23 protein-coding genes and 1 riboswitch are annotated in these 26,649 nt (G+C 64.4%); of the genes, 8 read left to right on the top strand and 15 right to left on the bottom strand.

Annotation, left to right across the window (positions count from 1 at the left end; all coding sequences use genetic code 11):
* Positions 1–72: 72 nt before the first annotated feature.
* From dcd to SJI03_RS08540, 4 genes are all read right to left on the bottom strand, one after another.
* Positions 73–642 carry a dCTP deaminase gene (gene dcd, locus SJI03_RS08555; protein ID WP_035819543.1) on the bottom strand — a complete coding sequence of 190 codons (570 nt, stop codon included), beginning with the start codon at positions 640–642 and terminating at the stop codon, positions 73–75.
* 133 nt (positions 643–775) lie between these two features.
* Complete coding sequence (locus SJI03_RS08550; protein WP_322426826.1) at positions 776–1,576, bottom strand: alpha/beta hydrolase; 801 nt, start codon at positions 1,574–1,576, stop codon at positions 776–778.
* Positions 1,577–1,634: 58 nt separating this feature from the next.
* Entirely contained in the window at positions 1,635–2,330 is a 696-nt protein-coding gene (locus SJI03_RS08545; RefSeq protein WP_322426825.1) for an HAD family phosphatase, read from the bottom strand.
* 21 nt (positions 2,331–2,351) lie between these two features.
* A complete protein-coding gene (locus SJI03_RS08540) occupies positions 2,352–3,113 on the bottom strand; it encodes a sulfite exporter TauE/SafE family protein (RefSeq protein WP_035819546.1) in 762 nt (253 codons plus the stop codon).
* A gap of 150 nt (positions 3,114–3,263) precedes the next feature.
* On the opposite strand from SJI03_RS08540, the gene SJI03_RS08535 reads away from it, so the two are divergent.
* Entirely contained in the window at positions 3,264–4,187 is a 924-nt protein-coding gene (locus SJI03_RS08535) for a LysR family transcriptional regulator (RefSeq protein WP_322426824.1), read from the top strand.
* 3 nt (positions 4,188–4,190) lie between these two features.
* Here the strand turns inward: SJI03_RS08535 and SJI03_RS08530 are convergent, their stop codons facing one another.
* Together SJI03_RS08530 and SJI03_RS08525 are read right to left on the bottom strand one after the other, a co-directional pair.
* Positions 4,191–4,526: a hypothetical protein gene (locus SJI03_RS08530; protein WP_322426823.1), complete on the bottom strand. Its 336-nt coding sequence runs from the start codon at positions 4,524–4,526 to the stop codon at positions 4,191–4,193.
* 44 nt (positions 4,527–4,570) lie between these two features.
* Positions 4,571–7,006 carry a DNA internalization-related competence protein ComEC/Rec2 gene (locus SJI03_RS08525; RefSeq protein ID WP_322426822.1) on the bottom strand — a complete coding sequence of 812 codons (2,436 nt, stop codon included), beginning with the start codon at positions 7,004–7,006 and terminating at the stop codon, positions 4,571–4,573.
* 208 nt (positions 7,007–7,214) lie between these two features.
* Between SJI03_RS08525 and SJI03_RS08520 the strand changes: the two genes are divergently transcribed.
* Together SJI03_RS08520 and SJI03_RS08515 are read left to right on the top strand one after the other, a co-directional pair.
* Positions 7,215–8,042 carry a class I SAM-dependent methyltransferase gene (locus tag SJI03_RS08520; protein ID WP_322426821.1) on the top strand — a complete coding sequence of 276 codons (828 nt, stop codon included), beginning with the start codon at positions 7,215–7,217 and terminating at the stop codon, positions 8,040–8,042.
* An 85-nt stretch (positions 8,043–8,127) separates the two neighbouring features.
* Positions 8,128–10,113 (top strand): helicase-related protein, encoded by a 1,986-nt coding sequence (locus SJI03_RS08515; protein ID WP_322426820.1) that lies wholly within the window; start codon positions 8,128–8,130, stop codon positions 10,111–10,113.
* 16 nt (positions 10,114–10,129) lie between these two features.
* Here the strand turns inward: SJI03_RS08515 and SJI03_RS08510 are convergent, their stop codons facing one another.
* The 6 genes from SJI03_RS08510 to SJI03_RS08485 all read right to left on the bottom strand — a co-directional run bounded on the left by SJI03_RS08510 (position 10,130) and on the right by SJI03_RS08485 (position 16,071).
* Entirely contained in the window at positions 10,130–10,603 is a 474-nt protein-coding gene (locus tag SJI03_RS08510) for a T6SS effector amidase Tae4 family protein (protein WP_322426819.1), read from the bottom strand.
* A gap of 94 nt (positions 10,604–10,697) precedes the next feature.
* Complete coding sequence (locus SJI03_RS08505; protein WP_322426818.1) at positions 10,698–11,939, bottom strand: PQQ-dependent sugar dehydrogenase; 1,242 nt, start codon at positions 11,937–11,939, stop codon at positions 10,698–10,700.
* 4 nt (positions 11,940–11,943) lie between these two features.
* Positions 11,944–12,741: a TatD family hydrolase gene (locus SJI03_RS08500; RefSeq protein WP_322426888.1), complete on the bottom strand. Its 798-nt coding sequence runs from the start codon at positions 12,739–12,741 to the stop codon at positions 11,944–11,946.
* Positions 12,742–12,753: 12 nt separating this feature from the next.
* On the bottom strand, positions 12,754–13,479 hold the full coding sequence (gene lolD, locus SJI03_RS08495) for a lipoprotein-releasing ABC transporter ATP-binding protein LolD (RefSeq protein WP_225241616.1): 726 nt from the start codon (positions 13,477–13,479) through the stop codon (positions 12,754–12,756).
* 16 nt (positions 13,480–13,495) lie between these two features.
* Positions 13,496–14,761 (bottom strand): lipoprotein-releasing ABC transporter permease subunit, encoded by a 1,266-nt coding sequence (locus SJI03_RS08490; protein ID WP_034788539.1) that lies wholly within the window; start codon positions 14,759–14,761, stop codon positions 13,496–13,498.
* A gap of 32 nt (positions 14,762–14,793) precedes the next feature.
* Entirely contained in the window at positions 14,794–16,071 is a 1,278-nt protein-coding gene (locus tag SJI03_RS08485; protein ID WP_322426817.1) for a lipoprotein-releasing ABC transporter permease subunit, read from the bottom strand.
* Positions 16,072–16,233: 162 nt separating this feature from the next.
* On the opposite strand from SJI03_RS08485, the gene SJI03_RS08480 reads away from it, so the two are divergent.
* From SJI03_RS08480 to SJI03_RS08465, 4 genes are all read left to right on the top strand, one after another.
* On the top strand, positions 16,234–17,298 hold the full coding sequence (locus SJI03_RS08480; RefSeq protein ID WP_322426816.1) for a hypothetical protein: 1,065 nt from the start codon (positions 16,234–16,236) through the stop codon (positions 17,296–17,298).
* Positions 17,295–18,995: a single-stranded-DNA-specific exonuclease RecJ gene (gene recJ, locus SJI03_RS08475; protein WP_322426815.1), complete on the top strand. Its 1,701-nt coding sequence runs from the start codon at positions 17,295–17,297 to the stop codon at positions 18,993–18,995. Before SJI03_RS08480 ends, recJ begins: the two co-directional genes overlap by 4 nt.
* Positions 18,996–19,015: 20 nt before the next feature.
* Positions 19,016–19,429, top strand: coding sequence for a fosfomycin resistance glutathione transferase (fos, locus tag SJI03_RS08470; protein WP_322426887.1), 414 nt, complete (start codon positions 19,016–19,018; stop codon positions 19,427–19,429).
* Between the two features lie 274 nt (positions 19,430–19,703).
* A riboswitch (cyclic di-GMP riboswitch) is annotated at positions 19,704–19,790 on the top strand.
* A gap of 83 nt (positions 19,791–19,873) precedes the next feature.
* The gene (locus SJI03_RS08465) at positions 19,874–22,492 is read left to right on the top strand and encodes a S53 family peptidase (RefSeq protein ID WP_322426814.1); all 2,619 of its coding nucleotides are present in this window, start codon (positions 19,874–19,876) and stop codon (positions 22,490–22,492) included.
* 64 nt (positions 22,493–22,556) lie between these two features.
* On the opposite strand, the gene SJI03_RS08460 is transcribed toward SJI03_RS08465, so the two are convergent.
* The 3 genes from SJI03_RS08460 to ptsJ all read right to left on the bottom strand — a co-directional run bounded on the left by SJI03_RS08460 (position 22,557) and on the right by ptsJ (position 25,674).
* Entirely contained in the window at positions 22,557–23,525 is a 969-nt protein-coding gene (locus tag SJI03_RS08460; RefSeq protein ID WP_322426813.1) for an IS1595 family transposase, read from the bottom strand.
* Between the two features lie 94 nt (positions 23,526–23,619).
* Positions 23,620–24,339 carry a glutamine amidotransferase-related protein gene (locus SJI03_RS08455; protein ID WP_322426812.1) on the bottom strand — a complete coding sequence of 240 codons (720 nt, stop codon included), beginning with the start codon at positions 24,337–24,339 and terminating at the stop codon, positions 23,620–23,622.
* 33 nt (positions 24,340–24,372) lie between these two features.
* Entirely contained in the window at positions 24,373–25,674 is a 1,302-nt protein-coding gene (gene ptsJ / locus SJI03_RS08450) for a transcriptional regulator PtsJ (protein WP_322426886.1), read from the bottom strand.
* 92 nt (positions 25,675–25,766) lie between these two features.
* Between ptsJ and SJI03_RS08445 the strand changes: the two genes are divergently transcribed.
* A complete protein-coding gene (locus tag SJI03_RS08445) occupies positions 25,767–26,594 on the top strand; it encodes a YggS family pyridoxal phosphate-dependent enzyme (protein ID WP_322426811.1) in 828 nt (275 codons plus the stop codon).
* The last annotated feature ends 55 nt before the right edge of the window (positions 26,595–26,649 follow it).

The raw sequence follows: 26,649 nt of genomic DNA, 5'->3' as shown, positions 1-26,649 counted from the left end.
AGCATGGGGACGGATGTAGGGCGGCGGGTGTAAAGGCAGGTAAAGACGGCTGGCACCCCGCCCTTCCAGCAATCAGGTCTTCGGCAAGGTCACGCCAACCTGGCCCTGGTATTTGCCGCCGCGATCCTTGTACGACGTTTCGCACACTTCATCGGATTCGAAGAACAGCACTTGCGCCACGCCTTCGTTGGCGTAGATTTTTGCCGGCAACGGTGTCGTGTTGGAAAACTCCAGGGTCACAAAGCCTTCCCATTCCGGTTCGAACGGGGTGACGTTGACGATGATGCCGCAGCGCGCATAGGTGCTCTTGCCCAGGCAAATCGTCAGCACATTGCGGGGAATGCGGAAATACTCGACCGTACGGGCCAGCGCGAACGAGTTCGGCGGAATGATGCAATAGCCCTTGCCCGATACGTCGACAAAGTTATTCGCGTCAAAATCCTTCGGGTCGACGATGGTGGTGTTGATATTGGTAAACAACTTGAACTCGTCGGCGCAACGGATGTCATAACCATAGCTGGAGGTGCCGTAGGAAACGATGCGGTTGCCGTCGCGTTCCTTGACCTGGCCCGGCTCGAACGGCTCGATCATGCCCGTTGTTTCCGCCATGCGGCGTATCCATTTATCGCTTTTAATCGTCATCGCAGGGGTATCTTTCTAGAATATCGGAATGGCTGGGGCCGCACGCCTGCTGCAGGCACGGCCCGGATGGCAGGATTTTACGCGAAAATCCGCCGCTGTTGGCCCCCATCCCCTGAAAATCCTTGGCGATCGGCTATTGTTTCGCCAGCAATGCCGTGATCATCTCGCGCACCACTTGCGCCGTCAGTTCCGGGTTTTCCATGGGAAACAGATGGCCGCCCGGCACCTGGCGGAAAAATTTGCCGACCAGCTTGCGCGTGGCCGTCAAACCCGCCTGGCGGCATTCCACCGATTCCGTGCCGCCGATAAAACCGATGGGCACGGGAAAGCCATCCTTGACGAGGCCGCCAATATGATGGGGCAAGCTGCGGTACACCTGCGTTTCCACTTCGCGCGTAAAGCGCAGCTGCACCCCTTCCGGATGGGGCACCAGGCCGTTGTCGATGTAGTCGCGCAAGACCTGCGGCGCCCAGACGGCGAACATGTCCTTGGCAGCGAAATGTTCATACGCGGCTTGCGCATCGGGCCACAGCTTGCGCCGCCGGGCGGAAAAACGTGACGGCGAGAACCGCTCGCCCAGCGCCGTGTTGCGCGCCAGGCGCACCAGCAAGGCGCGCCAGCCCGCCACCACGGGCGAATCGAGCAAGACCACGCAGCGCACCAGATCGGGCCGCTGCTTGGCCACCATCACGCTGAGCATGCCTCCCAGCGAATGGCCGACGAGGATGACGGGCGCGCTGTAGCGGCGCTCCAGCTCGTCGATATACTCGCGCACCAGCTCGGGCCAGCCCGTGCTGACGGGATAATTCGGGTCGTGCGCATGCATGTCGAGCGCCTGCACGGTGTAGTGCTGGCCCAGCAGGCCGAACAGCTTGCGGTAGGTGCCGGCAGGATAACTGTTGGCATGGGCAAAATGCAGTTGCGGGAGAGTCATCGTAGGGCTGTGCCGGTGAATGCGATAAACAATTGTAATGGCATGCCGGCAAGACGGATCAGAGGAAGGCCTCTAATTGTCCCTGCGACCGCGTCATGCCGGGCACGAACGAGGCCAATACCTCGCCCAGCTCGGCGTTTGAATCCACCACGCAAAAAGCGTCGTCAAACGCATGGTGACGGTTCATCTGATTGCGCACGACGATGCATTCCAGTCCGGCCGCATTCGCGGCGCGCAAGCCGCGCGGCGAGTCTTCGACGGCCACGCAGTCGGCGGCGGCCAGGCCCAGCCGCTGCAAGCCCAGCTGGTAGCCGTCGGGCGCCGGCTTGCTGTCGCCATACATTTCACGCGTCAGCACGAAGTCGAAGTGGCCAAGCAAACCGGTGGCCGCATGGCTGATCCGGAAATGCTGTTCGTAGGCACTGGTGACCACGCCCATGGCCACGTGCGGGCGCAGCGCCGCCAGCACTTGCCCGATGCCGGGCATGGCCAGCTGCCGCGCCTGGCGCAGGCGCTGCGCAAACAGCACGGTGCGCTCGGCCCGCAGGCGTTCGACCAGCTCGATGTCGTGGCCCTGCCCCAGCAGCACATGCCAGGCACCGTAGTTATTGTCCAGGAACCAGTCAAAAAATTGCTTCGGCGTCAGGTCTATGCCGTAAGGCAAGAGCAAGTCGCGGTTGCTTTCGTAAAACAGCTGCTCGGTGTTGACCAGCACGCCATCGTTGTCCCACAGCACGCCCTGGATGGTTTTCATGGCTTGTTGTCGTTCAAAAACTTACTTGAAGAAGATGTCGTAAGACAATTTCACAATCAGCAGCACCAGCAGCACGAGGAAGAGGATGCGCACGAAGGCGGCGCCGCGGCGCACGGCGATCCAGGTGCCCGTCAGCGCGCCCAGGATATTGCACACAGCCATTGGAGCAGCCACGGCGTAGACCACGTGGCCGGCGGGAATGAAGAAGGCCAGCGCGGCAACGTTGGTGGCGATATTCACCAGCTTCGAGCAGGCCGAGGCGAGGATGAAATCGAAGCCGAAGACGCGGATGAACAGGAAAATCAGGAAACTGCCCGTGCCTGGACCGAACAGGCCGTCATAAAAGCCGATGGCGCCGCCGATGACGATGGCGAGGATGCGTTCGCGCGGACCGATGGGGCGCGCTTCGCGCGTCGTGCCGAAATCCTTCTTGATGAAGGTGTAGATGGCCATGATGATGATCAACACCAGCACCATCGGGCGCACCACCTGCTGCGGCACGTAGGACACGGCGGCCGCACCAATAAACGACATGATGAAGGCGCTGGCCACGGCCGGCAGCACCAGCAACCACGGAATGTGCACCTTGCCAACGAAGGAACGGGCGGCAAACGTGGTGCCGCAGGCGGACGCCAGTTTATTCGTGCCCAGCAACGAGGTCGAGGCCATGTTCGGCATCAGGTTGAACAGGGCCGGCAGCTGTATCAGCCCACCCCCGCCTACGGCGGCATCGATCAGGCCGGCAAAGAAGGCAAATAAACACAGCAGCGAGATGGTTAGCATGATAGGCAAGGAGGAATGGGCGACAGCGGCAGTATAGGCGCCGTGGATTTTTCCGGATGCAACTTCATATTGCGGAAAACGCAATCAGGCGTAACGCTTGACGGAATGCGCCCCATGCGGTCTACTGGCCTCTTTTGCCGGGAGTCACCGATGTCGATGAAACTGATGTGGGAGATCCGCGCCTTCTGTACCGTAGTCGAAAAGCGCAGCTTTATCCACGCGGCGCGCATGCTGGGACGCTCGCCGTCCGCCGTCACGCGCGCCATCCAGTTCCTCGAAGACGCCATCGGCGCCGAGCTGATCCTGCGCACGCAAAAGCAGTTCACCCTGACGACGGCCGGCGAAACGTATTACGCGTCCGCCAAGCACTTGCTGGAAACGCAGGCCGAGGCGGAAGACCAGTTGGCGGAATTGAGCAACTCGCCGCAAGGCTGGGTGCGCCTCTCGGCGCCGGAAATTTTGTCCTTGGGCTTTCTGCCGAAAGTGGTGGCACAGTTTTCGCGCGACTACCCGAACGTGTCGGTGGACATCCATTTTTCGGATAAATCGATCGACCCCATCCAGGAAAAGCTGGACTTCGCCATCCGCGGCGCCTTCCCTCAGTCGAGCGAGCTGATCGGCTACCCACTGTGGAATTACCGCCGCTACATGTACGCCTCGCCCGGCTATATCGAGCGCATGGGCGCGCCCGAGGAACCGGAAGAGCTGGCCGGCCACGACATCATCATGCACTCGGCCCCCCGCATCCTGCGCGACTGGCATTTCGTTTCCAGCGAACGCAACGTGCGCTACCAGGTGCAACCGCGCTTCCGCTTCACCTCCGGCATCGCCACGTTCCAGGCGGCCCTGGAAGGCGCCGGCATCGTGCGCCTGGCCAGCTGGCTGGCCGAGCCCGCCGTAGCCGCAGGCACCCTGCGCCGGGTCTGCACAGCGTATCGGCTCACTTCATCGAAGGAACTCGACCCCAGCATCCATGCCGTTTACGGCACGTCGAGGATGGCCAAGGGAGCGCGGCTGTTTCTGGAATATGTGCGGCAGCGGGGGCTGGAGATACCCGATGAACGAGTCATTTAGCAACTATGACGCGACGATAGCATCGCTGTACACGGCGAACTGCGCCCCGTCGAAGACAAAGGCGGCCACCTCGCGCATGCCCAGCCGTTCATGCGCGCGCAGCGAGCCGATATTGTCGCGCCGGATGAACAGTACGCCAACAACAGGTCCGTCCGCTGTGCGCCGCGCCACGATCACGGGCGACGCGCCATCCGCCATGCTGGCCACCTTGTCGCGTGAAAACTCGCCCGTCAGGCTGCCGCCCTGCGAGGGGGAATTGGCTTGCAGCAAGGCTGTGATGGTGTCGATGTCAGCGGCTTGGGCCGTGCTGACAAGATAAGCGTGACTGGAATGACTCACCCTGGACTCCTGGAACGATGTACCTGCAGCCTAGCATGAAAGCGCTAGCGCCCATGCCAGTAGCGCGGCCGGTTGGCACGATACCGCGTCACATCGATATTTTCGCCAAAATCCAGCACTACCGCCCCTTCCACATCCGTGCGCAACCGCGCAATCCCCATGTCGCCATAGCGCGCATACACTTGCGCCTTCGGGTGTTTATAGCGATTCCTGTGCCCGACCTGAAAAATCGCCAGGGTCGGATGGACGGCGTTCAAAAATGCCTGCGTGGAAGACGTCCCACTGCCGTGATGCGGTGCCAGCAGCACGTCGGCGGCCAGTTCGCCTTCAGCGGAGCGCGCCAGCAATTGCGCCTCTTGCGCCGCCTCGATGTCGCCGGCCAGCAAGATTGAATGTTTCCCTGCCTTGATTTTCACGGTGCAGCTGCGGGCGTTCGGTTTCAGGGCGATGTCCATGTGACTGGCGGGCAAAGGGTGCAACATGGCGAAGTGCACGCCTTCCCAGGTCCAGCTCTGGCCCGCCATGCAGTGCAGATAGGGTCTGTGCAACTCCCGCCGCGCCTCGACGGCCGGGTGGCCTTCGAACAGGGACGAGGCCAGCCAGCCCACTTGCACGTTTTCCAGCAGCGACACGGCGCCACCCGCGTGATCGAGGTCGCTGTGAGAAATGATCACGCCATCGAGTTTGGCGATGCCGCGTGTACGCAGGTAAGGCACGATGACCCTGCTGGCGCCATCGGAATCGAGGCTGTAGGCGGGGCCCGTGTCGTACAGCAGGCGGTGGCCATGCGTTTCCACCAGCACGGCCATGCCTTGTCCCACGTCAAAGGCCGTGATCCACATGTGGCCCTGTGGCGGACTGGACGGCAAGGCCGTCAGCAGCGGCAGCCAGCCCAGCATGCCCGCCCAGCGGTGCGGCCATCCGCGTGGCGCCAGCAGCCATGCCGTGCCAAACAATCCCCAGCAAAAACTCCACATTGGCGGCGCGGGCGCCGTCCACACGGCAAAGCGGCGCGCGCCCAGCCATTCGAGCACCTGCGCCAGCATCTGCACGATGGCATGCGCCAGCAGCAGCAACCCATCGGACAGGGGCGCCGGCAGCAGGCTGCCAGCCAGGGACAAGGGCGTGACGACCAGGCTGATGATGGGGATGGCCAGCGCATTGGCGACGGGAGACACCAGCGACACTTGCGAGAACAGCAGCATCGTCAACGGCACCAGCCCTACCGTGACCACATACTGCGTATGCGCGCCCAGCGCCACGGCCGCGCGCAAACGGCGCCAGCGGCCGGCCTGCAGCGGAATGGGCGCCGTGATACGACCCGCTGTCGCGTACAGCATGGTGGCGACGGCGCCGAACGACAGCCAGAAACCGGGCCACAGCACGGCCCACGGGTCGAGCAGCACCACCACGCCCAGCGCCAGGCACAGGATATGCACGATGCTGGTGATGCGTCCCAGCCACAGGGCCAGCGCCACCACCAGCAACATATACAAGGTGCGCTGCGCGGGCACGCCAAAGCCGGCCAGCAGCACATAGGCAAATGCCGCCAGCGCGCCGGCCAGGGCCGCCACCTTTTGCGCCGGCAGCCGCAGTGGCAGTTGCCGGTCCGTGAAAAACGAGCGGCGCCACAGCGCGCCTGCGCCCAGGGCGAACAGTCCCGCGATCATGGTGATGTGCAAGCCTGAAATCGAAATCAGATGGCTCACGCCCGTGCGGTTGAACACTTGCCAATCCGACTGGGGAATGGCGCGCTGATCGCCGACCACCAGCGCCACGATCACGCCCGCATACTGCCTGTCTTCCAGGCTGCGCAAGATGCGCGCGCGCAGGGCCGCGCGGCTGGCTTCCACCACGTTGCCGAAGCCGGGCACGAAGGCGGCAAGGCGCACGTTCGGCGTATCGGCGCGCGGCTGCGGCCGCACATAGCCCGTGGCGCGCACGCCCTGCTCCAGCAGCCACGCTTCATAGTCAAAACCCATGGGATTGGCGTTGCCGTGCGGACGCTGCAGCCGCACCGTGAGGCGCCAGCGCTCGCCCGGCTGCACGTCGCCGACATCGTTCGTCACTTCATCACGAAAACCTGCGTACCAAGACAGGGCGATCAAGGGCGGCACCTTCGCCCCAACAGCCTTTTCCACGGCAAAATTGAAGCGCACGCCCTGCTCGAAGCGGTACGGCAGGCTGGCTACCGTACCCGTGACAACAATGTCCTGGCCTTCATCAGCCAGCGCCAGTTGCGGCGCCATGGCGGCCTGGGCCAGCCATGCGGCCCAATAAAAGCCGAGGCCCGCGCCTGCGGCAAGCGCAACAGCGGCATGCAACCCGGAACGCCAGCGCGCTTGACGGCTCAGCACCAGACTCGCCGTCAACCCTATGCCGGCGATCACCGACAGCAGCACGCCCGCGTACAGCGGCAAGCTTGCCTGCGTCTGCAACCAGGCGGCGCCAGCGGCAAAGCCGAGTATCAGGGTGCGCATGAGAAGGCAGGATCAAGGCAGAATCATCGCTCGCTGCGAAAGGGGCTCAGCTACTATGATCGCTTTCCACGCCTTGCCCTCTGATCTGGCGCAGTGGTGCCTTGAATAAGAAAGCTCAGGCATGCCATTCGGCAGCACCGCTGGCGAAACTTTCCGCATGCTAAGATGACCATCCGGCGCCCAGGCGCCACGACTTTGCGGATCCTGCATGACCCCACTGACTGCGGCAGAAACCTATTTGCAGGACTTTCATCAAAGACAAGTGAGCGTGACCAGCGCCGCGTTTGCCCATCTGCCGGCCAATTCCCCCGCAGGCACTTGGGCCTCGTCCTACCATGTGCTGACCAGCCTGGTACCGGCTGTGGATACGCCATTGACTGTGCTCGACCTGGCCTGCGGCGACGGCTATCTGCTGGGCTTGCTGGCAGCCAGACGGCAGCTGCAACTGCTCGGCGTCGACATGAGCCAGGCGGAACTTGCCGTCGCGCGCGCAGCCCTGCCCCCGTCCGTGCAACTGCTGCAAGGCCGCGGCCAGGCGCTCGACGTACCATCGGCCAGTATCGATTGTCTCGTCTCGCACATGGCGCTGATGCTGATGGACGACATCGAGCAAGTCATGCGCGAAATGCGCCGCGTGCTGCGTCCCGCTGGCCAGTTCGCGGCCATCGTCGGCCGGACGTTCTTGCTGGGTGAAGTGAACGACGTTTTCATGCGCGTGTTCAAACCGATCGCCAGCACCGAGCTGCCGCCGCTGCGCTTCGGCGACCGCCGCACGGGGTCGGAAGCCGGCTGGAGGGAACTGCTCGATGGCAGTTTCGCAGATGTTGAATTTGACGACATCGACGTCCCATGGACGCCCACGCCGGGCGAACTGTGGGCCGCCCTGCTGGACACCTACGACATCGACCGCCTGGACGACGGCGGCAGGCAGCGCCTGCGCGGCGCGTTCATGGATGCCGTGGCATATCTGCAAGGCAGCGATGGCAAGATCGCCACGGGCTGGGGCCTGCGCCTGGTGTGCGCGCGTGCCGCCTGAACACGCAAGTGGCAATGCCACCCACCACCGCCCGCCCCCATCGACGGTATAATCGGCCTCGCTTACTTCAACACCCAGGCACGACATGACTTCCTCCGCACTTCCCCCCGATACTTCCACCGACATTTCCGACAGCAGCGAAGACAATAACGACGCCACCCTGGTCGCGGAACTGGGGGAACTGGCCGAGCATATCCGCCTGGTGAAAATGGAAGGCCGCGTCTTCGTGCGCTTTTCCGGCGTGGTCAAGGCTGGCCATCTCGTGGTGCCATATGCGCTGGTACCAAGCCAGGGCGTGCTGGCACGGCCGGCCAAGTGGCGCAAGATGGACCGCGAGACCAAGCTGGCCCTGGTGCGCGAACGGGCCAGCGCGGCCGTGTTCGATGAACTGCGCCAGCACGTGATCGATTTCGTCGCCGATATCGCGGGCTTGAGCGAGGATGTGGACACGGACCCGATGGTTTTCCTGCACACGCTGGCCGACATGCAGACGTCCGAGCCGGCCGGCATGGTGTTCGACCGCATCCGCCAGCGCTTCAATCACGCCATCGAGCGCCAGCAGGAAGAACAGCATGCGGCGCGCACGCGCCAGAGCATCAACCTGGCCGAGTATCCGGCCTCGTTCGAAATGGCACGCCGCCTGCCGCGCCGCTTCATCGCCCTCTTGGGTCCGACCAATTCCGGCAAGACGCACCGCGCCATGGAAGCGCTGGTCAAGGCGAAAAGCGGCATCTACCTGGCGCCCCTGCGCCTGCTGGCCCTGGAAAACTACGAACGCCTGCAGGAAGCCGCGCCGCACGGCAAGCCGCTGGCCGTGAGCCTGATCACGGGCGAGGAGCGCCGGGTCGTCGACGGCGCCACGCACGTGGCCAGCACGGTGGAAATGCTGGACACGAAAACCGTCGTCGAGGTGGCCGTCATCGATGAAATCCAGATGCTGGCCGACCCGGACCGGGGCGCCGCGTGGACGGCGGCCGTCTGCGGCGCGCCCGCCCACACCGTCTACCTGGTAGGGGCGCCCGAAGCGCGGCACGCCATCGAGGCGCTGGCCGAGCGCCTCGACTGCCCTTTGGTCGTGCATGTATTAAAACGCATGGCGCCCCTGTCGATGGAACCGAGCGCCGTGCGCAAGGTGCGCAACCTGCGCCGCGGTGACGCCGTCATCGCCTTTTCGCGCCGCGAAGTGCTGATGTGGCGCGACATGATCACGGAAACGGGCCTGTCGGTGGCCACCGTCTACGGCAACCTGTCGCCCGAAGTGCGGCGCGCGCAGGCGCAACGCTTCCGCGACGGCACGGCCGATATCGTCGTCGGCACGGATGCGCTGGCGATGGGCCTGAACATGCCGATCGCGCGCATCGTCATGACTACCTGCGTCAAATACAATGGCCGGGAAGAGGAAGAGATTTCAGCCGCGCTGGCGCGCCAGATCGCCGGCCGCGCGGGCCGCTACGGCGTGCATGAAGAGGGCCTGGTGGCAGGCTACGACAACGAGACGCATGAAGTGATGCGCGCCCTGCTGAAGGAAAAGCTGCATCCGCTGAACACCAGCGGCTTTGCCGTGGCGCCCTCGCTTGAACATCTGCACCGCATTTCGTCGGTGACGGGCGAACTGTTGCTGTCAAAACTGCTGCGCCGCTTCATCCACAATATCGACGTGCCGGACGGCTTCTTCTTCCCCCGCATCACGGAAGACCAGAAGGAGCGCGCCGTCTGGCTCGACACCCTGCCCCTGTCCGTGGCAGACAAGTTCACCCTGTCGCTGGTGCCGATATCGAGCAAGGTGCCCTCGCTGCAAACGGCGTGGGAACACTGGGCGAGGAATCTGTCGCAGGGAAAAACGAGCACCTTGCGCCAGCACGCGTACGGCGGCGGCACGCAGAATTTGCAGCAGGTGGAAGACACCTGCCGCTACTACTCGGCGTATGCGTGGCTCAGCTACCGCCTGCCCGAATTCTTCCCCGATATCGCCGTGGCGCAAAATCTGTCGCGCGACGCGTCCGAGCGGGTCGATTCCATCCTGCGCGCGCACAATGCGGCGTCGCGCGGACGCTCGAAGAAGTTCAAATAAGCGTAAAAAGCAAGCGTCAACCGAGTGGCCAGAACCAGACCTCGCCACAATCCCAGTAGCATTCGGTGCCGCACACCTTGACGCCGATGGATGGCAGCAGGAGGTCGATATGGCCGCCCGCGCCGCCCAGGTAGCCGGGGATGCGGAAGAAGGCGACCAGGCCCTGGCGCTGGCCGATGCCGGCCATGGCCGCATCGCGGCTGAATTTTTCGGGCGCGCCGAACATCGACGGGCTGGCCAGCATGTGCGCCAGCTTGGCCTGTCCCGGCTCGATCAGCGCGCCCTTGAATGGCCCCTTGCGAATCGCCATGCGGCCTTTGACCTGGACGCCGGCCTTGATCAGGGCCAGGCTGACGCGGATGGCGCAGGTATTGGCAAAGCTGTCCTTGCCGATCAAGTCTTCCCAGCCGATTTCGCGGAACAGGGCCGCCTGATCGACGGCGGCCACGCTCGCGTAATTTTCACGCAGCTTGATGAATGCAGGTTTCACGTCAGCCTCCCGTTGCCCCTGGTCGACAGGGAACCTCAGGCCGATTGTAGAAGGATGCGGCAAACCCGCACTGAGCGAGGTCAAGCGATATGCATTAGGGCTTGGCCGCCGCATAATGCAGTTTCAGCACCAGCCCATTGTGATCATCGGCCATATAGATATCGCCATCCTGCCCCTGTTTCACGTCGACGGGCGCGCCCCTGCCCTGCTTGCCCTTGCGTTCCCAGTTGCTGATCAAGTCGACGGACTTGCCCAGCGGCGCGCCGGCCTTGTCGGGCAACAGGGCGACCAGGCGGTGGCCGTTGCTGCGGTAGCCGTGGTAGCCGATAATCAGGCTATTCTTGTACAACGCCGGGTAGCGGCTGGCCGTATAAAAGGTCATGCCCAGCGGCGCGGCATGGCCGGGCAACAGACGCTGCGGCGCCGCATATTGGGCGTCGCATGCCGTCTTCGGATATTCAGGGCTGGCGACGTTATCGTCGTAGCAGTACGGCCAGCCATAGTGCCGGTCGGCCTTGATCAGATTGAGTTCTTCGTGCGGCAGGTTTTCGTCGCTTTTCAGTTGCGGCATGGCCGCCTGGATGGCGTCGCGCGAGTTTTCCGCCTGCCACAGCTCGCCCGTCGCAGGGTGGAAGGCCAGCGCCATCGAATTGCGCAAGCCGCGCGCATGCGTGCGCCAGCTCGTCACCGTGCCGGCCGGCCACGCCATCGTGTATTCGCGGATGGCGCCCAGCGCTTCCGGGCCTTCAGCCGAAGGACAGGCCTTGGCCGGATCGGGCGCCTTGCCATCGTTCTCGCAATGGTCGGTGCTCGAGCCCACGTTCACATACAGGTCGCCCTTGGGGCTGAAACGCATGTTCGTCAACAGGTGCAAACCGAGGCCCGGCAGGCGCGGCGTCTTGGCCGTGCCGCCGATCACGTCGGTCAGCGTGCGCGTGGTGTCGCGCAAGTCGAAGCGGAAAATACGTCCCACTTCGCCCACGTAGACCATGCCGTCCGGTCCCTGCACGATGCCGTTCGGACGATCGAGCTTGTCGAGCAGCAGCTTGCGCTCATAGCCGGCGCCGGCCGCCTTCGGCTGCAACAGCCATAGTTTGCCCTGCTTCGGCGCCCATCCCGCCATGTCCGTGACGAGAATGTCGCCATTCGTCAGCGGCAGCACGCCCCGTGGGAATTTCAGGCCGTCGGCCAGCACGGCCACGCAAAAGCCGGGCGGCGTGGTGACGTCGAGACGGGGCAAGCCGTCGCACTGAGCGCTGGCCGTCGCCGCCATGGCGGGCGCAAACGCGCCGGCAAGGCAGGCTGCCAGGGCGCCCGCAAGCATTTTCTTGTTCATGGTCTCACTCCATCAGGGGTAATCGGGGCATCACGGCGCGCGCATTGGCGCTGGTGGCAGCTGCTACTTGCGCAATATCAAGGCCGCGCAACCCGGCCAGCACGGCGCCGATGCGCGGCAATTCTTCGGGACTGTTGCGGCCAGGGTGTATCCAGGCAGGGGAAATGTCGGGCGCATCCGTCTCCAGCACGATGGCGTCGAAAGGCAGGTCCGTGGCCATGCGGCGTATCTGCAAGGCGCGGGTAAACGTCATGGCGCCGCCAAACCCCAGCTTGAAACCGAGATCGATATAGCCTTGCGCCTGCTGGAAGCTGCCATTGAACGCATGCGCGATGCCGCCGTTCGGGCGGATCTGGCGCGCGTGCTTGAGGACGATGTCCTGCGAGCGGCGCACGTGGGTCAGCACGGGCAAATCGAAGTCGCGGGCGATCTTCAGCTGCTCGCGCAAGAAATGCTCCTGTTTGGCGCGCATGGCAGGTTCGCACAGCATGGGGAGGAAGAAATCGAGGCCGATCTCGCCGATGGCAACAAAACGCGGGTCGTCCATGGCCAGCGCCACGGCTTCGCGCAGGGCGATCAATTCGTCTTCCGTGGCGTGCGGCACGTAGATCGGGTGTATGCCAAGGGCATAACAGGCGTTGGGCGCCGTTGCCGCCAGATCGCGCACGATGGCGAAATTGGCCCGTTCGACGGCGGGAATGACGATCATGCCCACGCCCTCCTGCTCGGCGCGTGCCGCCACCTGCAGCGATTCGCTGCCGAATTCATGCGCGTCGAGGTGGCAGTGCGTGTCGATCCACAGCATGGCGGTTCCTTAATATTGGTACGGCTGCAGCCCTTCGTCCGTCAGGCGCAGCACGCGGTCGCAGCGCTTGGCCAGTTCGATATCGTGCGTGACGATGACGAAAGCCGTGCCCAGGGTGCGCGACAATTCCAGCATCAGGTCGAAAATCTGTTCGGCCGTGGCGTGATCGAGGTTGCCCGTCGGTTCATCGGCCAGCACGCAGGCCGGCTGCGTGACGAGGGCGCGGGCCAGGGCCACGCGCTGACGCTCGCCGCCCGACAATTCGCCCGGCGTGTGCGTAACCCGCTTGGCCAGATTTACGCGCGTGAGGATCTGCTGCGCCAGCTCGGTGGCTGGCGCGCGCTTCATGCGCCGTATCATCAGCGGCATGGCGACGTTGTCCAGCGCGGAAAACTCGGGCAGCAGGTGGTGAAACTGGTAGACGAAGCCCAGCGAGGCGTTGCGCAAGTCGCCGCGCGCCTTTTCGCTGAGGGTGGCGAAGTCCTTGCCCAGCAGGGTGACCTTGCCGCTGGTGGGCGTATCGAGGCCGCCCAGCAGGTGCAGCAGGGTCGACTTGCCCGAGCCGGAGGCACCGACGATGGCGACGCGCTCGCCGCGGTGGACGTCGATGTCGATGCCGGCCAGGACCTGCACCTTGTAGCTGCCCTGCGTAAAAGTCTTGCCCAGGCCACGGCAGCTAAGGACGGCAGTATCGGCGGAAGCGCCATTGGAGGCAGGTTTATTCAGATCGGTCATGGTCATAGTCAGTGGTTTATTCATAGCGCAGGGCTTCCGCAGGTTTCACGCGGGCAGCCCACCAGCTTGGGTACAGGGTCGCCAAAAAGGCGAGGATCACGGCCAGCACGCCGATCTTGGTGACGTCGGGCCAGCGCAGGTCGGACGGCACGGTGCTGATGAAATAGATGTCCTTGGAGAGGAACTGCACCCCCAGCAAATGCTCGATGAAAGGCACGATGACGTCGATATTCATCGCCACCAGCACGCCGCCGCCGACTCCCAAAATCGTGCCCAGGATGCCCACCAGTGCGCCCTGGATCATGAAGATCTTCATGATGGAACGGGGCGAGGCGCCCAAGGTGCGCAAAATCGCGATATCGGCCTGCTTGTCCGTCACCGTCATCACCAGGGTCGACACGAGGTTGAAGGCGGCCACCGCGATGATCAGGGTCAGGATGATGAACATCATGCGCTTTTCCGTCTGCACGGCGGCGAACCAGTTGGCGTTCAGCTTCGACCAGTCGCGCAGCCACAGGTCGCCCGGCATGGTTTTTTTCAGTTCCGCCGCCACTTGCGGCGCCTGGTTCATGTCGGCCAGGCGCAAACGCAGGCCCGATGGGCCGTCAAGGCGCAGCAGGCGCTGGCCGTCCTCGATATTGATGAAGGCCAAACCGGCGTCGAATTCATTGTGGCCCGCCTGGAAAATGCCGCTGACGGTAAAGCTGCGCATGCGCGGCAGCACGCCGGCCGGCGTGACCTGGCCCTGGGCCAGCATCAAGGTAACTTTTTCACCGAGGTTGACGCGCAGGGCGCGCGCCAGCTCGATGCCCAGCACAATATTGAAGGTGCCCGGCTGCAGCGCCTTGAAGCTGCCCATGCGCGTCTGGCCGGCCACGTCGGAGACATTCGGCTCTTCCTCGGGCAGCACGCCGCGCACGATGGCGGGACGCAGCGCATCGTCGCGCAGCAGCATGCCTTGCGTTTCCACAAACGGCGCGGCGCCTTTGACGGCCGGATTTTTAAAGGCCTGCGCCGCTTCGGCGCGCCAGTCCGGCATGCTGCCGCTGTTGTCGAACACTTCCACGTGGGCCAGCACGGACAGCATGCGGTCCGTCACTTCCTTCTGGAAGCCGTTCATCACGGACAGCACGACAATCAGTGCCGCCACGCCCAGGCCGATGCCGGCCATGGAAATGAGGGAGATGAAGGAGATAAAACTGTTGCGGCCACTGCGCTTGCCGGCCCGCGTGTAGCGCAAGCCGACCAGCCATTCGAAGGGCAAATTCTTGAAAATACTCATTATGCAGGCGGTCTTTATCGTTTCTTGATGTGTTATTCGTAGCGCAGCGCCTCGGCCGGCTTGACACGCGCGGCGCGCCAGCTCGGGTAGATGGTCGCCACCAGCGCCAGGCCAAAGGCGATCAGGCCGATCTGCGCCACGTCCAGCCAATGCACGTCGGACGGCACGGCGCTGATCTGGTAGATTTCCTTGGAGATGAAGTGCAGGCCGAAGATGCCTTCGATGAAGGGCACGATGACACCCACGTTCAGCGCCAGCACGACGCCGCCGATCACGCCCAGGGCACTCCCCAGCAAGCCGACCAGCGCGCCCTGGATCATGAAAATCTTCATGATGGAGAGCGGCGAGGCGCCCAGGGTGCGCAGAATGGCGATGTCGGCCTGCTTGTCGGTGACCGACATCACCAGGGTCGAGACGAGGTTGAACGCGGCCACGGCGATGATCATGCTGAGGATGATGAACATCATGTTCTTCTGGCTTTGCACCAGCGCATACCAGCTGGCACTGGCGCGCGACCAGTCGCGCATCCACAGCTGGCCCGGCATCGATGCCTTGAGTTCGCGCGCCACCTGCGGCGCCTGGTTCATGTCATGCAGGCGCAGACGCAGGCCGGACGGGCCGTCGAGCTGCAGCAGCTGCTCGGCGTCCTGCATGTTGACGAAGGCCAGGCTGCCATCGAGTTCATTATGGCCTGCCTCGAAGATGCCAGATACCTTCAGCGCGCGCATGCGCGGCATGACGATGCCATTGGCCGGGTCGCCCGCCCTTGGCTCGCGTTCCAGCATCAATGTGACGTTCTGCCCCACTTTCACGTCGAGCGCCTTGGCCAGGTCGATGCCCAGCACGATGTTGTACGAGCCTGGCGTGAGGTCCTTGAAACTGCCCTGCTTCATCTGGCTCGCCACGCTGGAGACGGTGGCTTCCTGCTGCGGCAGCACGCCGCGCACGACGGACGGGCGCATGGTTTCGTCGTTGAGCAGCATGCCCTGCGTTTCCACGAACGGCGACACGGCTTTCACTTGCGGGTTGGCGTAGGCGGCGCGCTCCTGCGCCTGCCAGTTCGGCATCGAGCCGCTCGTATCGAACACCTCGACGTGGGCCAGCACCGACATCAAACGGTCCGTGACTTCCTTCTGGAAGCCGTTCATGACGGAGAGGACGACAATCAGGGCGGCTACGCCCAGGCCGATGCCGGCCACGGAAATGAGGGAAATGAAGGAAATGAAGCTGTTGCGGCCACTGCGTTTCCCGGCGCGCGTATAGCGCACGCCGACCTGCCACTCGAAAGGAAATTGTTTGATGATGCTCATGCGCTCCCGCGACAACGATGATATGCGAGCGCGCAGTGTGCCACACAAATGGTATTTCATGCGCGAAACACATCACCGTGGCGCCATTTTTGCTGCACGCGCGGCCAAGGGGAAAACCACGGGGACTACTCCCCCAGCGCCACAATCGCCTACAATCTCGGGATGAATCAACTTACCCTCGTCCTGCCCTTCGCCTTGCCCAATGCCGAACTGGCTGCCGACCTGCTCAAGGTCTTGCAGGCGCCCGCGCTGGCGGCCCTGCTGTCGCGCACCTCCAATTGCAATTTAGAAACTTTTGACAACGCCAACCGCCTGCTGCCGCACGAAGCGTGGCTGGCGCATGCCTTGACCCTGTCGCCCGCGCCCAACGGCGAGGCGGCGCAGGCGGCCTTTGCGGCCCAGGCCATGCGCGGCTACGGCTTCGTACCGGAACCGGGCGCGCGCTACTTCCTGCTGCATCCGGCCCACCTGGCCATCGCCCGCAGCCATATCAGCCTGGAAGACTTGCGCCAGCTCAAGCTGAGCGAGTCCGATGGCCGCACCTTGTTCGACACGGCTCGCCCGTATTTCGACGAAATCGGCCAGCCCCTGTCGTATGGCGACGCGGGCACCTGGTTCATGCGCGCCGATGGCTGGAGCGACTTGCAGTGCGCCACGCCGGACGCCGCCACCACGCAAGACCTGTCCGTGTGGATGCCGGAAGGCGAGCATGCGCGCGCCGCGCGCCGCCTGCAAAACGAAGTGCAGATGCTGTGGCACGAACATTCCGTCAATGCGGCGCGCGAAGAGCGGGGCTTGAAAGCCATCAATTCCTTCTGGATCTGGGGCGCCAGCCTGGCCACGGCGGAATCTGCATCTGCACCGGCGCGCTGCGCGGCCAGCCTGTATACCAAGGACGCACCGGGCTGGCTGGCCGCGCTGGCGGAACCGGCGCGGCGCGATGCCAGTCCAAACAGTGTGCTGGCAAGCGAACAGGATGCGATCGTCGTGCTGGGCGGCTTGACCGAAGCGGCGCAGGCTCAGGAATGGGGCATGTGGCTGCAGCAGTTACAGGCACTGGAAGCGGACTGGTTCGCGCCCCTGCTGGCGGCCGTAAAAGATGGCCGCCTGGGCCAGCTGCGCCTGGTGCTGAGCCACCGCGACGCCTGGCTCGATTGCACCACCAGCAAGCATGCGCAGCGCAAATTCTGGCGCGCGATTACCTTGAACAAGTTGAAAGCATCATGACCCGTACCCGCATCGCCACCCGTCCCTGCCCTTACCGCGAATCCGAATTGCTGCGCCAGGGCGGCATCCATCCCGTGCTGGCCCGGCTGTACGCGTCGCGCGGCCTGTCCGACGCGAAAGAACTCTCGATTGAAGCGAAGGACTTGATACCGCCGTCCGGCTTGCTGCACATTGGCGCGGCCGGCGTTTTCCTGGCCGACGCGATTGCGGCCAAGAAACGCATGGTCATCGTGGCCGACTACGATTGCGACGGCGCCACCGCCTGCGCCGTGGCCATACGCGGCTTGCGCGCCATGGGCGCCGACGTCGATTTCATCGTGCCCAACCGTTTTGAATACGGCTACGGCCTGACGCCGGAAATCGTCGAACTGACGGCCCGCGAAAAGTCGCCCGACATCATCATCACCGTCGACAATGGCATCGCCAGCATCGACGGCGTGGCCGAAGCGAACCGGCGCGGCATCCAGGTCGTTGTCACCGACCACCATTTGCCGGCCGACACCCTGCCTGACGCGGCCGTCATCGTCAACCCGAACCAGCCCGCCTGCGGTTTTCCCAGTAAACATCTGGCGGGCGTGGGCGTCGTGTTCTACGTCTTGCTGGCCCTGCGCGCAGAAATGCGCCGGCGAGGCATCTTTGATGCGCAAACGCAACCCAAGCTCGACAATCTGCTCGACCTGGTAGCGCTGGGCACGGTGGCCGACGTGGTACGCCTCGATACGAATAACCGCATCCTCGTCGCCCAAGGCCTCAAACGCATGCGCAAGGGCAATATGCACGCGGGCGTGGCAGCCCTGTTCCGCGTGGCGGGCCGCGAAGCGCGCAGCGCCACGCCGTTCGACCTGGGCTTTGCCCTGGGGCCGCGCCTGAATGCGGCCGGCCGCCTGCAAGACATGTCACTGGGCATCGAATGCCTGGTCACGGACGACGAAGGCCGCGCCTGGGCGCTGGCACAGCAACTGAACGACATCAATCTGAAGCGGCGCGAAATCGAAGCGGAAATGCAGGATACGGCCCTGCTGCACCTCGATGACTTCGAGCCGGCCAACAGCAGCACCATCAGCGTCTTCGATGAGTCGTGGCACCAGGGCGTGATCGGCATCGTGGCCTCGCGCCTGAAAGAAAAATTCTACCGCCCGACCATCACGTTCGCGCCCGGCGCCGATGGCTGGATCAAGGGTTCGGGCCGCTCGATCCCCGGCTTTCACTTGCGCGACGCGCTCGACCTCGTGTCGAAACGGGCGCCCAGCCTGATCGACAAGTTCGGCGGCCACGCCATGGCGGCGGGCTTGACCATCCGCGCCGACGCCTTCGACGCGTTTTCCAAGGCATTCGAAGCCGTGGGCCAGGCCTGGCTCAGCCAGCAGCAGCTGGAGCGCGTCGTGGAGACGGACGGCCCGCTGGAAGACGCGTATTACACGACGGCCTTCATCGAGCTGATGGATGGCCAGGTGTGGGGCCAGGGCTTCGCCCCGCCCGTCTTCTGCGATGAATTCCGCGTCGTCAGCCAGCGCATCTTAAAAGAACGCCACTTGAAACTGCTGCTGGAAAAGAACGGCGTGCGCTTCGATGCCATCTGGTTCGGACATACGGACGCCTTGGGCGAACGCACGAGGGTGGCGTTCCGGCTTGATGCGAATGAATACAATGGCACCACGAAAGTTCAGCTGATGGTGGAGCACGCGGAGCCTGTCTGATGGCACCTGAAAGCAGCACCATGTTGACCGGTCTGAATCACCTCACCCTGTCCGTGCGCGACCTGGCGCGCAGCGTCGTCTTTTACCGCGACATGCTGGGTCTGCGCCTGCATGCGCGCTGGGACAGGGGGGCGTATCTGTCGGCCGGGGACTTGTGGCTGTGCCTGTCGCTGGACGGGCAAGACGCGGCTGCGCTGGCCAGCCCCGCCTACACGCATTACGCGTTTTCCATTTCCCAGCAAGACTTTCCTGCCTTTGCCGCCCGCCTGCGCGCCGCCGGCGTGCCCGAATGGCAGCAAAACCGCAGCGCCGGCGATTCCCTGTATTTTCTCGATCCGGACGGCCACCAGCTCGAAGCCCATGCGGGCAGTCTTGCGCAGCGGCTGGCCGCCTGCCGCGCAGCGCCGTATCAAGGCATGGTGTTCGAGGATTGAAGCTGGGCACATCGCACATTCAATAAATTCGTTAAATTCGTTATTCCTCAGAAAGACAAGCACCGTGATTGTGAAAAAACACTGTCATGCATCGATACACCCCTGATAACCTTGCTTTTAAGACTTAATCAAGCTGACAAGATTCCATTCATCAATAGGTAAATTTGCCACATTTTATTGCATAAATAAAAATATTGATTTAAAATAGTTAACACTTATTTGGCAAATTCACTAGAATTGATGGCGCATCAGGAAATTCCCAATGATGCATGATCAGTTTTGAGGGCAAACCCGTCGAAAGGCGGGGACGCAAAGCCACCGGCCTACCGCGCGCAAGCGCCATGGCAGCGGGGCTGCCAATGCAGGGCCGGGACCGCCAGCGCGCGGCGCCAGCCTGGATGCATTGTCGAGATGTGGCCCTCGCCCAACTCGGAGAATTTCGCCATGAAAAAATGCATTCCCCCGCATCCCCGTCACGGGCGCCTGCTGCTCGGTGCTTCTGCCGCCCTCCTGCTGGCCGCGTGCGGCCCCGGCCAGGAGACCTCGACGCCGCCTGCCGCCATCGCCACGGCGGCGACACAGTTCACTGTCGAGGTTCCCGTCATCCCCGCCGCCGTCGGCGCGCTGGTGGTGCAGCCGATGTTCCATGCGGCCCCGGCCCTGCTCGATACGCCTGACGGGCGCGACAGCGCCAACAGCAGCGGCTCGGCCCACTGGCGGCCGCATTTGCAGCGCGTGCCCGGCGCCATGACGGAAGTGGGCACGCGCCGCCTGACGGCGCAAAAAATCGCCGTCGCGGAACAGGCCGTGCAAGACATCGCGCCCTTGCTCGATGGCGGCGCGAGCGACATCGCCGCGCCCATGGCCGGCAGCAGCGTGGTGGCGACCTATTCTCCCGCGCAAATCCGCGCCGCCTACGACTTGCCCGCCCTGCCGGCGGCCGGCACGGCGCTGACGCCAGCCCAGGCGGCCCAGCTGGGCGCGGGGCAGACGATCTACATCGTCGATGCCATGCACAACCCGAACGCGGCCGCCGAACTGGCCATCTTCAACCAGAAATTCGGTTTGCCAGGCTGCACCACCAAGGCCATCGCCACGAATGCCACCCTGCCGCTGCCGCCCGCCCCGGCCAGCGGCTGTGAATTTTCCGTTGTCTACAACACGCCATCGAGCACCATGACGGCCACGGCGCCCGCCTATAACTCGGGCTGGGCCATGGAAATCGCGCTCGACGTGCAGTGGGCGCATGCCACGGCGCCGCTGGCGCGCATCGTGCTGATCGAGGCGCCCGACGCGTCCATCAACAGCCTGCTGGGCGCCGTGCGCCTGGCCAACCTGATGGGGCCTGGCGTCGTGTCGATGAGCTTTGGCGCTGCCGAAGGCAACTGGACGGCTTCAGTCGACAGCGCCTTCACGGGCAAGAACATGAGCTACCTGGCCGCCACGGGCGACTCGGGCAGCGGCGTGTCCTGGCCTTCCGTATCGTCCAACGTGCTGGCCGTGGGCGGCACCACGCTCAGCTACAGCGGCAGCGGCGTGCGCAGCGAAACGGCCTGGTCCGGCACGGGTGGCGGCATCAGCGCCTATACGGCATTGCCCAGCTACCAGACAGCCAGCGTGCCCGGCCTGACCAACTTGCTGCGCCGCAACGTGGCCGACGTGGCCTTCAATGCCGATCCCGCCACGGGCCAGTACACGGCCGTGATGACACCGGGCAGCAGCACCGCCAGCTGGCTCAGCATCGGCGGCACCAGCCTGTCCACGCCGCAATGGGCCGGCCTCGTCGCCATCGCCAACGCCAGCCGCGCGCTGCAGGCGAAGACGGCGCTCGGCTTGCCGCACAGCATGCTGTACGGCCAGATCGCCAGCGTGCCCGGCACCTTCGCCAGCAGCTTTGCCGACATCACGCGCGGCAGCAACGGCACCTGCGGCGTGTGCACGGCCAGGGTCGGCTACGACCCGCTGGGCGGCCTGGGCACGCCCAACGTGAAAAGCCTGCTGGCCAGCCTGTCTGGCACGCAGATCGCACCGGCCGCCCCCGTGGTGGCGCCAGCCAGCATCAGCGGCGCAGCCGGCAAGCCGCTGTCGTTCACCGTCTCGGCCAGCGCCGCCAATCCCCTCAGCTATACCATGCTGGGCGCGCCGGCCGGCATGAACATCGCCGCCACGGGCGTGGTCAGCTGGGCCGCCCCCATCGCGGGCACGTATGCCGTGACCATGGTGGCCAGGGATAGCGTCAGCGGCCTCAGCGGCCAGGGCGTGTACGCCATCGTCATTACCCCCGTTGCGCCGCCCGTCGTCGGCACCGGCGCCATCACGGGCAAGGTAGGCACGGCGCTGGCGTTCAATGTCAGCGTCTCCGCCCCCAATCCCGTCAGCTACACGCTCGCCGGCGCACCGGCCGGCATGAGCATCAGCAGCGCCGGGCTGGTGAGCTGGGCCGCGCCCGTGGCCGGCACCTATGCCGTCACCGTCACGGCCAAGGACAGCAAGACTGGCCTGAGCGGCAAAGGCATCTATACAGTGGCCATCGCCGCCCCGCTGCCGCCCGTGGTGACAGTCGCCAGCGTCAGCGGCAAGCCAGGCGTGGCCCTGTCGTTCACGGCCACGACGGTGGCACCCAACCCCGTCAGCTACAGCCTGTCGGGCGCGCCGTCCGGCATGAGCATCAATGCCGCCGGCGTCATCAGCTGGGCCAGTCCCGTGCTGGGCAGCTACAGCGTGACCGTCATCGCCAAAGACAGCAAGACGGGCTTGACGGGTCAGGCCGTGGCGACGGTAAAAATCGCCGCCACCGGCCCCACGATCAGCGCCGCCGCCATGACGGGCGTGGCGGGCAAGGCCATGAGCGGCAGCATCGTGCTGACGGCGCCGGGCGCGAACGCGCTGTGGATCTCGATCACCGGCGCGCCGCTGGGCATGCAGTTTTCCATGAGCGGCATGACCATCACGGCCCGCTGGCCCCTGCCGGTGACGGGCAGCTACACGCTGAAGGTCGTGGCGCTGGACAATAACGGCTTGACGGCGCAACTGAGCGTGCCGATCACCGTCACGGCCAGATAAGCGAACGCGGCCCGCCAACGGGGCGCTCCGGGACTTCCGTCCTGGCGCGCCCCGTTTTGCATGGCTATGTCACCGTCAAATGTGGGAATGCGCCCAGCGTTGCTTTCAATAACGTTTCCGGTGAGCGGATACGCCTGGCGTCGAGTATCCAGCGCCATCCCAGGTAGTTCGGCAGGTAGCGCGTCGCCACGCCATGAAACGGACCCAGCCATTGCCGCAAACGGCTGTGATAGGCATTGACGTTCTGCACATGGGCGGCGCCCTGCACGCGGATGCCGGCGCGCAAGTTGACGGCCTGGTGGCTGATGCCCGCTTCCCTCGCAAAGGCCCGGTAGGCGGCATGGCCATCGGTCACCAGCAGCACGTCCTTGTCGATAACGGGTAACAAGCAATGATGCAGCTGCGCTTTCGTCAACGCCCCTTTTCCCGTGACAAAATCGAGCGTCTGCCCCGTGCGGTCGCGTGCCACCAGGATGCAGACCTGTTCATTGGAAATGCCGCGCTTGTGGGCATGGCCGCCCCGGCGGCGCGCCGGACGCGTCATGTTTCTGGATCCCTTTTCCGATTCCAGCAGATATAACTCGTCGGCTTCGGCAATGCCGTGCAGACCATGCGGTCTGTCCGTCTTTGCCAACGACAAAAACCGGTGGCGCCAGCGGAACGTAGTGTTACGGTGTACGCCCAGCTGTAACGCCGCCTTGCGCACGGAATCCGATGCCAGAAGGCAATCGGCGTAGTCGAGCCACAGCGCCTTGTGGCGCAAGCGGGCCAGCGGCGTGCCAGTCAAGGCATTGAAGGTGCGGCCGCAGGACATGCAGCGGTAGCGCTGCAAACCGTGCGCATGGCCATGCCGGTGCAATTGGTCTGAATGGCAAGCGGGACAGGCCAATCGCGGTTGGGCCACACTTTCTAGCAGCGCGACGGTCGCGTCTTGCGGAGAGTTGCCACGCAACAGGGCAATGCCTGCCTGCCGCTGACGTTGGCTCAGCTGAGCAAACTGCGCAATCAAGGTGATCCATTCGGCTGGCCGCATGATCTGCTCCTGCAGGGTGGGTATGCAGAGTCAGACAGCACGGTCACAGGAAGATTCCGGCATTTCCCCTACTTGCCGATGACAGAGCCTTTTTTTATTGCGCTGCGTACGCCTGCATCAGCCGGTCAAGGAAAACAAACAGCTGGCCGTTCATGGCTTGCCAGTCGTGGGCGCGCAGGGTCGCTGGCTGCTGCACGAAGCGGTGCGACGCGAGCGTGGCCAGTTCCGTTTCTGACGCGGCGATCAGCAGCTCGATCACCTCCGGCGTGAACTCCATATGGCACTGGAAGCCGTATACCAGATTGCCGTATTCGATGATCTGGCGGGGGCAGCCCTGGCTATAGGCGATGACCTTCGCGCTGTCGGTCAGCCCCGGCATGTCGCTGTGCCAATGCCCGCTTTCCAGGACATCGCCGACATGCTTGAACTTGTCGTTCGCCTTTCCGTCTGCCGTCAGCACGATGGGGAACTTGCCGATCTCCTTTTCTGGGCTGTGCGCATGGCGCGCTCCCAGGGCTGCGCCGATCAGCTGCGCGCCCAGGCAAACGCCGACGACGGCCTTGCCTGCCGCGGCATAGGCGGCTATCAGGGCCTGTTCGGCTGCGGCGTCGAAATGCGGGCATTCCTCGCGCGTCGTCGACGGCGACTGCGGCCCGCCCATGACGACCAGCAAGTCGATGTCCGCGATGGAGCGAGGCAACGGCTCATGGGCATGGACGCGGGAATACGTGGCCTCGTGGCCCCGCTCACGCACCCATGTCTCATAGGCGCCCGGCGCCTCGAACGCTTCATGCACGATGAAATGGACTTTCATGATGTTCCCTTTCTGTGGCGAGGAATTAAAAAACTATGGCTGGCCCAGCACCTGGGCCAGCACCGCGGCGAACGCCTGCGCGCCAGCTTCATCGATGGTCGACACGGTGATCCGCAATCCCTGCGCCAACACCTGCACGCCGAAAGCTTCGCCGCCGCGCACCAGCCAGCCATGCCGGGCCAGCGCCAGCACGGCCGCCTGGCTGCTATCCGGCAGTGGCAGCCACAGGTTCAGGCCATCGGCGGGACTGGCGCAGACCAGGCCGTGCGCCGCCAGCGCCGCCGCCATCATGTCGCGGCGGCGCGCATAGTCGGCGCGGGCCAGGACCACTTGTGCGGACACGTCGGGCGACGACAGGCAGGCGCTCACGGCATCCTGCAAGAGATGGCTGACCCAGTTCGTGCCGGGCGCCAGGCGCAGACGCAGGCGCTGGGCGGTCGGCCCGTCGCTGGCGACAACGGCCAGGCGCAGGTCGGGGCCGAAGATCTTCGACACTGAACGGATCAGCGCCCAGCGCCGGGCCGCAGGCGGGATCACATCCTGGTAGCCGGCGACGGACAGCAGCGAGAAATGGTCGTCGACGATGACCAGCACATGCGGGTAGGCGGCCAGCACGGCGCACAGCTGCTCCGCACGCGCCGCGCTCAGGCTGCAGCCGGTCGGATTGTGCGCGCGCGGCGTCACGATGACGGCTTGCGCGCCTTGCGCCAGCGCCCGTTCCAGCGCCCCGGCCTGCATGCCCTCGGCATCGACCGCCACGCCAACGGCGTGCAGCCCGGCGCTGCGCAAGGTGTTGATGCTGCTGATGAAACACGGGTCTTCCACGGCCACCTTGTCGCCCGCGACCAGATACGCCCCCAAGAGGCGCTCGACCGCATCGACCGCACCATTCGTCAGGGTGATGTCGTGCCCCTCGGGGCAATCGCCGGCCATCCAGCGCCGCGCCAGGGCTTCAAGCTGCGGGTCCACGGTGGCTTCGCCATACAGGCGCGGACGGTATGGCTTGCGCGCCAGGGCCGCGCCGACATCGGGCAGCCAGGCAAGATTCGGATTGCCGCCGCCCAGGTCGGCCAGCGGTGAGCCAGGCAGCAGGCCTTCCTGCTCACCGGGATCGCGCTGCGCGCGGATGGCCGTGCCCAGGCGCCCTTGCGTGACCGCGATCCCGGCCGTCACCAGGCGCTGGTACGCCAGCGACACGGTATTGCGGTTGACGCCCAAGGTCGCGGCCAGCTCGCGCACGGTCGGCAGCTCCTGGCCCGGCGCCAATTCGCCCGCCTGCGTCAGCGCGCGGATGCTGTCGAACAGCTCCGCCGCGGTTTTCCCTGTGATTTTCACGATAGTCTCAGTCATGATATATTTTGGCATAGGACAATAATACATCACTGCGGCGACTCTTGCCGCCCATAAAGCGAATACAAGGCTGACACATGCACAACGACACTCTCCTGCTCACTCCCACCATGCACGAACAGCACGGGCGCTGGCCGCAAGCCGTGTCGGTGGACGACTTCCGCCGCAACCTGGCGGCAGTGCATGCCCGCATGGCGGCCGCATGCCTGCGAGTCGGGCGCGATCCGGCCAGCGTGCGCCTGCTGCCCGTCAGCAAGACCAAGCCCGAAGCGAGCCTGCGCCTGGCCTATGCCGCCGGTTGCCGCCTGCTGGGAGAAAACAAGCCGCAGGAAGCGGGCCGCAAATGGGAAGCGATGGCGGATCTGGCCGACCTGCAATGGTCGGTGATCGGCCATTTGCAGACCAACAAGGCCAAGCTGGTGGCGCGCTTTGCCAGCGAATTCCAGGCGCTCGACAGCCTGCGCGTGGCCGAGGCGCTGGAACGGCGCCTGCAAGCGGAAGGGCGCGGGCTCGATGTGTTCGTGCAAGTGAACACTTCGGGAGAAGCGAGCAAATACGGTTTGCCACCGGACGAGGTGGCCGCTTTCCTGCGCCAGCTGCCCGCCTTCCCGGCGCTGCGGGTGCGCGGACTCATGACCTTGGCCCTGTTGTTGGCGGAAGCCGTGCGCGTGCGCCGCTGCTTCGTGCTGCTGCGCGAATTGCGCGACCGGCTGCGCCAGGAGATCCCCGATGGCGTCAGGCTCGACGAACTGTCGATGGGCATGTCCGGCGATTATGAAATCGCCATCGAGGAAGGCGCCACCGTCGTGCGGGTCGGCCAGGCCATCTTCGGCGCGCGGGACACGCCGGATAGCCACTACTGGCCGGCAGCGGAAGGTGGTCGCGCAGTCAATCATGCCGAATGATCAAGATGACATGCAGAAAGATACCGCGTAATATTTTTACCATACTGCTCAGCTC

It is taken from the genome of Janthinobacterium sp. GMG1 (assembly GCF_034427795.1).
GTDB lineage: Bacteria > Pseudomonadota > Gammaproteobacteria > Burkholderiales > Burkholderiaceae_D > Janthinobacterium.
The sequence above is the reverse complement of the archived record's forward strand: the minus strand, read 5'-3'. Positions and strand labels throughout refer to the sequence as shown.